We start from the raw sequence: 6758 nt of genomic DNA, 5'->3' as shown, positions 1-6758 counted from the left end.
GGCGACAATAATATGCGGGTAACGATGCGCAAAATATGATCTAAAAAGGGGTTATTTATGAAAATTTTAGTTACAGGTCGTCCAGCTTCAGGAAAGTCAATTTTTGCGAAACATTTAAAAACTGAATATCCTGATTTTACTATTATCGAGTCTGATGATTGTGGTCTTGATCGAAAGTGGTTTTATACAAGTATTAAGAATACTGAAAATTGTATTGTTGTTGTTCAGCACAAAAAACTTATACAAGTTCCAATTGAATTTGATAAGTCTTATGAATGTACTAGATTAAGTAATGATATGTTTCAAGTTAATGATGGTTCAAATGTTGAATTCTTTGAATTTTCTAAAATGTAAATGAATAAGCATGTATGGAAGACCACATTTTACAATCGAAACATTGGGGTATTACATAAATCAGATTATGTTTTTATGCGTGATTGTCTAGAAAAATACCTGGGGGAAATACAGCAGTTGGATGTTGATAATTATGAAGAAATAGATCAACTCAAATTATTATTTATAAAGTTAGATCATCACATAGATAGATTGAGATAGCGCAGGATTTTGCATAACGAATATTATGTTACTTAGGATAGTCGTCAACGTGAATTAAAATTATTAGGATTCACGTTGACGATCTGTGGCAACAATAGCGTTGTGTAGCCACAGTCTTGGATATCTTATTTAACATAATATACATTATGCGAAATTGGTATAATTAAAGTTTTGATATATTATTTTTTACTTATTTTCTAAAATACTTTAAATGCGCTTGTTCATGAGCTTCAAATTTTTCAGGCAACACCAACTCCTGACAGATCCAACAAAACTTATATTTAGACTCGATCTTCTTCATCAACTTAACAGCCGAATCTTCAGGACGATTAAGTAAAAATAAATAAATTTGATTTAATTCTTTTAATGTAAATTCCATACCACACCTAAAATTTGTTTGAACCAATGAAAATCAATACGTCGTATAATCTAACGTAAAATATGCCCCATTAAAAATGAATTTTCTCCCGGTTCATTTCAACGATATTCAACCATGCTTTGGTTGCAGGACTCATCGCTACAGTAATATTCCAAGCCATACTCAGTGTCCAATGTAATTTAGGTTCATTGAGTATGGCTGAGCAAAACTTTTGCGGATCCAACTGATCACAGTAAATTTTAGGTAAAATTGCAATCCCCATATTGAATTCTACCATCTTGGTAATAAAGTCCCATTGACTGCTTTTACAAACAACTTTGGGTTCAAAACCTACGGAGTTCGCAGCCTGAATAATCATTTTGTTTAAAGTAAATGAATCAGCATAAAGTAAAAATTTTTCTTCTTTAAGTTCATTTAGATTCACAGTATTTTTTTGATTCCAATGTGAACTTTTCTTAGCCAAAAGACACATTGGCGAATCTATCACAGGAATTGCAGCAAAACTTGGTCTTAAATTTCCCAATAAAATGCCTACATCAATGCTTTTTGCTGCAATTGCTTCTTCAATTGCATTAGCTCCAACCTCAAGAAATTTCAGTTGAATATCTGGATAATTTTGATGAAACAAGGCAATCAATGGACTGAGTAAAACTGAACCTAATGGTGGCAAGCCTATGGTTAATTTACCTTTTTTTAAATCTTGAACCTGATCAATATTATTAAAGATCATTTTTTGTTCATTTAAAATATTTAAAGCATGTTGATAGATTAATTCTCCAATATAGGTGAGTACGACTTCCCTTTTTCTTCCAGCCTCTCCCTTTTTAAATAATGCCGTTCCAAGTTCTTCTTCTAAATGTTTGATTGATTTACTAATTGTTGGTTGAGTCATAAACAGTCGGTCAGCAGCAAGCGTAAAGCTTTCACAATGAACGATTTCCACAAAAATTTTAAGGTTTTTGATATCCATTAATTATTCCAAATACGCATAATTATGGTTTAATTATTCATAATATGCTGCAATATTTGCAACTAAAATAACACATCTCTTGAAAATATCTGCCTGTAAATGTCTACACATACTCAACACCATTCATTCTCATCAATTTACAAAGTCATCTTACAAATTGGGCTTTTAATCTTGATTTGGTGGATGGGTTCAATAATTCAAAAACAATTTAATTTGCCAATCTCTGCGGCTGTTATTGGTTTGTTTATGGTTTTATTTGGATTAATGACAGGTATATTTAAATTGAATTGGATCAAATCAGGTTCAGATTTTATATTAGGTGAATTGGTCCTATTTTTTATCCCATGTTTTATCGGTTTGATGCGATACAAAGACTTATTTATGACTGAAGGATGGCAACTTATTGTCGTCGTTGTATTAGGCACAATTTGCGTGATGATCTTCACTGCATATAGTGTTCATCTTGGCTTTAAGTTAGAGAAAAAACTAAGCCAGCGAGCCACAGTTAAAACAACACAACTGGTTCATGGAGATAAATAATGTCCATTATTTCAATTTTTTGTGTTGTACTAACATTGGTTGCTTATATATTGGTTAAAAGACTTTATCAAAAGTTTCCATATCTTGTTTTATCACCCGCAATACTTGTTCCCATTGTTTTAATTACGATTTTACTGACTACTCATATTTCTTATGATGCCTATATGCTGGATAGTCAATGGATTATCTGGATGCTTGGACCTGCAACTGTGGCTTTTGCGATTCCAATTTTTGAATATCGCCAGATTATCAAGGCACATCTTATTTCGATTTCGATGGGTGTTGTCATAGGAATGCTTGCAGGAATGATCAGTGCTTTTTATCTAGCCAAGTTATTTAACTTCGATCAAACGACCACCTATAGTTTAATGGCGCGGTCAATTTCCACACCATTTGCCATGGAACTGAGTACTCATATCGGAGGTTCAGTTGAACTGGTGATTTTATTTACCATGATCACTGGGGTTACAGGTATGCTGATTGGAGATTTGGTTTTAGGTTGCTTAAAGCTTAAATCAAGTTTCGCTCAAGGCGCTTCTTTAGGCAATGCAGCGCATGGATTTGGTGCCAGTAAAGCATATATGCGTCACAAAGATGAAGGTGTTATCGCAAGTTTAACTATGGTTTTAGCAGGTATTTTTATGGTATTGGTTGGACCTTTTATGGCTAACATTATTGTACATTTACTTGGCTAACATTTTAAGTGAATGGTTCTCTTTATTATAAAAGAGATTCATTCACTTTGATGTCGCTTGCAAAGTTTTAGGTAAGAATTGAATCAACAATAATCCAAACAAGGCTGACAGCCCTGCAATAATAAAAATATATGCTCCTGTTAATTGTTCCCAATAATGCCCAGCCAGAATACTTCCTGAAGCAACACCAAGTCCCCACATTGTGCTATATAAAGCTTGCCCTCTGCCTTGTTGCTGTGCAGCAAAGTTTTGTAGAATGACTCGCATTGCAATGATATGAAATAACCCAAAGCTGAAGGCATGAAAGCTCTGCGAAATGAATTGAAGCAAGAAACTTTCGGAAAATAGACCAGCTAATATAAAACGAATACTGGTCATGACCAAACATAAAGCCACTAAACTTCGCCATGAAAAGCGGCTAAGAAAAAAATTGGCGTAATTAAACATCATAATTTCAGCAATGACGCCAACAGCCCACAAAAAGCCAATTTGTGTGGTATTAAATCCAGCGAGTTTTAAGTAATTACTATAAAAGCTGTAAAATGGTGCTTGTGCAAAAAGCATAATAAATTCAATTGTAAAGAATGCGAGCACAACAGGTCTTTTAATGATCGGCAATAAAGGTTCTAGTATTTTTTGGGCACTTGGAGCAGAACTCGGTTCTTTAATTGAAAATGACCAAATAAAAGCACTAAATGCGATACATAACAGCATGATAGGTAAATATTTAACATCAATAACGTCAAGTATTGCCCCTATACTAAATACACCTACAATAAATCCAATAGACCCCCACTTCCTTATTTTCCCATATTCTGCTGTATGTTTATTTCCAAGCCAAAATAAAGTCACTCCTTCGAATTGTGCCAGAATTGCATTTTGAAAAAAGCTAAAGATCAGCATAAGCAACGCAATTGATTGCATATTATTGGGAATAATAAAAATCAGAAACCAAATTGTCGCTTCCATCCATGTTGCAATGCGGACTAGAAGCATTCGCTTCCCTGTTTTATCTGCAATAAATCCCCAGATAAAAGGCGCAAATATTCGTGTTAATATTGCAATTGAAGATAATAAGCCTATCTCTTTATAGTTAAATCCTTGATCTTGAAGATATAAACTCCAATACGGTAAAAAAGTTCCGACGATTGAATAATACCAAAAATAAAATCCACTCAGTCTGTATTGGATAGGAAAAGCGCGCATAAGCTTAGATTGCTATGTATTTTCAATATCTTAGTATAATAAGGTTTTGGTAAATTAAGTTAATTCTGTTCTTTTTATAGATCGTTATTCTCAAGCGCCTATCATCCTATGTTAGATGTTCAATGAACATTCTCTCACCTTTTATCACATAGCTTAAAGTTCAATGGATGTATGAGAACATCCATAATAGAATAAAACACAGGAAGAAAATCAAATGCCCATGCCATTGAGAATATCAGAATAAAATATGAATCAATGCGGTCATTAAAGTTTGTCTTAAAAACAAAATGACAAACAATTTTTACACCTTATTCACTTAATTTTTTTTAAATTACTATCTTGTTTAACATGAATATATAAAAAGCCTTACATCATCGGAGTCATAATAAAAATGATGCGCATCGAATCAAGTCCAGAAAAAGGTAGTGTATGCCAAACGTGCTTAAGAAATTTCTTTGTACACTTTAGACGTCCTTATAAAATTGGGGAGCCTGTTGCAGCAGATTATAATGGTGAATTTGGTTTTGATTGGATTCGTGATGAATACATATATCCATTAACAATTATCGATACTGATGAAAATAAAAAAGATACCGTAATTAAAGATTATGATAATGTTGTACGACGTATGCTTAACCATCAATTTGATAGTGGTAGGGGCGTATTTATTAATAAAGGTCTTTATCTACCCGCTTGGCTATCCATTTTTGCAACAAACTGTCCTGGAACATTAGGCAGCGATCAAATCAATAGTCAAGGCGCCAATCTTGATTTAGAGATTCATCAAAGTCCAGATGATGATAAAAGTCCTTTAACCGATGATGGCACTATCCTAATTTTTAAATCTTCAAATCCATGTCTAAAAATTTCAACCTTTGGAAGAAATCAACAAGCTCAAATGGTTGAAGAACCACTGGCAAATTTTATCAACTCTGGTCGAATTGCAGAACAGTTAGCAACACAAAGACGTTTTTCTTATAAAAAGAAAAAAGCCATTAATATTATTTGTTCAGGAGGCACATTGAGCCAAAATGAATATATTCTGGTACAAGCAAAAAAGTCTGGAAAAATACAAAATGTGGGTATGCTTTTAGTCGCTAAGAATAAAGAAATCTATGTGATTAAATTAGTTATGGTCTGATATGTGCTGAATTAGCAGGAGACTTTCACTTGGGATATGCTAGGCAGCTAACCGATAAAAGTTCTCTGCTATTTGATTTGGCGTTTTAAAATCCAAACTCTTTTGAATTCTTCGCTGATTATAAAATAACACAATGTATTCTGTAATATCTGCTTTAGCTTCATCTCTGGTTTTATAGTTGCAATGATGCACTAATTCATTCTTGAGTATGCCCCAGAAACTTTCAATCGGTGCATTATCGTAACAGTCCCCACGTTTGCTCATTGAACCTTGAAAATCACATTTTTCCAGTATCTTTCGATATTCATGGCTGCAATATTGGCTGCCTCTGTCCGAATGAATAATTAAGCCTTTCGTTGGTTTTTGATTACGAATCGCCATAGTCAGTGCATTGCAAACAAGTTGTGCGGTCATACGCTCATTTAAGCTATAGCCAACCACTTGTTTCGTGTACAGGTCTTTTACTGCTGCCAAGTATAACCAACCTTCAGCAGTCCAAATGTATGTAATATCGCTTGACCATGCAAGATTGGGCTTAGTCATTGAAAACTGTTGCTCTAGTAAATTTGCGTAGATCGCTCGATTATGATCACTCTTCGTAGTTCTTTTGAAACGCTTATGACGCTTACAATACAGCTGGTTGAGCTTTTTTATTTGACGTACAGCATACGTACTGATTTTGATACCTTGCGCTTGTAAATGCTTAGTTAATCGAATATAGCCATAGCTTTGTTTAGTTTCCTCATGAGCTATTTTGACCAAAATTGTCTGTTGATTTCGCTGAACCAATCTTTTATTCATGCCTCGTTTTAGCCAATCATAAAATCGTGACACTGAAACGTGAAGTAATCTAGCCATAAAGCTAATCGGGAATAAATATCTTTGCTGTTTCATATAGGCGTACCTTACTGACTTTCTTTCGCAAAGTACGCTGCTGCCTTTTTTAGAAATTCACGTTCCATTTCAGCTGTTTTGAGCTGTTGTTTGAGCTTTTTATTTTCTTCGAGTAAGGCATTTAGATCAGGTGAATATTGTTTAGTGCCTGCTAAGGTGCCAGTCTTTGCTTTATTATTCCAATTTGAAAGAGTTTGCATTGAAATGCCAAGTTGTCTGGCTGTTTCCGATACATTGCCTTGATTGGCTTCAATCAATTTTATTGCTTCAACTTTAAATTCTGCGGTGTAAGTCTTCTGTTTCTTGCTCATGGTAAACTCCTGATGAGTGTCTATAGTTTACCAAGTTAAAACCTCCTGTTTTCTCAGCACACATCAG

Annotated in this window: 8 protein-coding genes; 4 read left to right on the top strand and 4 right to left on the bottom strand. The window is 34.0% G+C overall.

Going from position 1 to position 6758, the window contains the following annotated elements; translation table 11 throughout:
- Positions 1-57: 57 nt before the first annotated feature.
- Entirely contained in the window at positions 58-354 is a 297-nt protein-coding gene (locus ACINWC743_RS17035) for an ATPase AAA (protein WP_009586303.1), read from the top strand.
- A gap of 391 nt (positions 355-745) precedes the next feature.
- Here ACINWC743_RS17035 and ACINWC743_RS17025 read toward each other — a convergent pair whose 3' ends face one another.
- Entirely contained in the window at positions 746-934 is a 189-nt protein-coding gene (locus ACINWC743_RS17025; protein ID WP_009586301.1) for a hypothetical protein, read from the bottom strand.
- 70 nt (positions 935-1004) lie between these two features.
- Entirely contained in the window at positions 1005-1904 is a 900-nt protein-coding gene (locus ACINWC743_RS17020) for a LysR family transcriptional regulator (protein WP_009586302.1), read from the bottom strand.
- 99 nt (positions 1905-2003) lie between these two features.
- Between ACINWC743_RS17020 and ACINWC743_RS17015 the strand changes: the two genes are divergently transcribed.
- Together ACINWC743_RS17015 and ACINWC743_RS17010 are read left to right on the top strand one after the other, a co-directional pair.
- Positions 2004-2444: a CidA/LrgA family protein gene (locus ACINWC743_RS17015; RefSeq protein WP_004830792.1), complete on the top strand. Its 441-nt coding sequence runs from the start codon at positions 2004-2006 to the stop codon at positions 2442-2444.
- Positions 2444-3139 carry an LrgB family protein gene (locus ACINWC743_RS17010; protein ID WP_009586300.1) on the top strand — a complete coding sequence of 232 codons (696 nt, stop codon included), beginning with the start codon at positions 2444-2446 and terminating at the stop codon, positions 3137-3139. Before ACINWC743_RS17015 ends, ACINWC743_RS17010 begins: the two co-directional genes overlap by 1 nt.
- Before the next feature lie 42 nt (positions 3140-3181).
- On the opposite strand, the gene ACINWC743_RS17005 is transcribed toward ACINWC743_RS17010, so the two are convergent.
- Entirely contained in the window at positions 3182-4345 is a 1164-nt protein-coding gene (locus ACINWC743_RS17005; RefSeq protein ID WP_009586304.1) for an MFS transporter, read from the bottom strand.
- A gap of 391 nt (positions 4346-4736) precedes the next feature.
- Between ACINWC743_RS17005 and ACINWC743_RS17000 the strand changes: the two genes are divergently transcribed.
- Positions 4737-5486, top strand: coding sequence for a hypothetical protein (locus tag ACINWC743_RS17000; RefSeq protein WP_009586306.1), 750 nt, complete (start codon positions 4737-4739; stop codon positions 5484-5486).
- A gap of 39 nt (positions 5487-5525) precedes the next feature.
- Here the strand turns inward: ACINWC743_RS17000 and ACINWC743_RS16995 are convergent.
- Positions 5526-6691 (bottom strand): IS3-like element ISAba21 family transposase gene (locus ACINWC743_RS16995; protein WP_085947548.1). Its coding sequence is split into 2 segments (ribosomal slippage): positions 5526-6433 and positions 6433-6691, totalling 1167 coding nucleotides; the frame shifts between segments, so codons are not numbered across the junction.
- Positions 6692-6758 lie beyond the last annotated feature (67 nt).

This window comes from Acinetobacter sp. WC-743 (assembly GCF_000335555.1).
Classification (GTDB): Bacteria; Pseudomonadota; Gammaproteobacteria; order Pseudomonadales; family Moraxellaceae; genus Acinetobacter; species Acinetobacter bereziniae.
Note: the sequence above shows the minus strand (reverse complement) of the source record. Positions and strands in the feature narration are given on the sequence as shown.

Coding starts and splice junctions, on each gene's coding strand:
- ACINWC743_RS17035 (WP_009586303.1), top strand. CDS start 58: ATGAAAATTTTAGTTACAGGTCGTCCAGCTTCAGGAAAGTCAATTTTT.
- ACINWC743_RS17025 (WP_009586301.1), bottom strand. CDS start 934: ATGGAATTTACATTAAAAGAATTAAATCAAATTTATTTATTTTTACTT.
- ACINWC743_RS17020 (WP_009586302.1), bottom strand. CDS start 1,904: ATGGATATCAAAAACCTTAAAATTTTTGTGGAAATCGTTCATTGTGAA.
- ACINWC743_RS17015 (WP_004830792.1), top strand. CDS start 2,004: ATGTCTACACATACTCAACACCATTCATTCTCATCAATTTACAAAGTC.
- ACINWC743_RS17010 (WP_009586300.1), top strand. CDS start 2,444: ATGTCCATTATTTCAATTTTTTGTGTTGTACTAACATTGGTTGCTTAT.
- ACINWC743_RS17005 (WP_009586304.1), bottom strand. CDS start 4,345: ATGCGCGCTTTTCCTATCCAATACAGACTGAGTGGATTTTATTTTTGG.
- ACINWC743_RS17000 (WP_009586306.1), top strand. CDS start 4,737: ATGATGCGCATCGAATCAAGTCCAGAAAAAGGTAGTGTATGCCAAACG.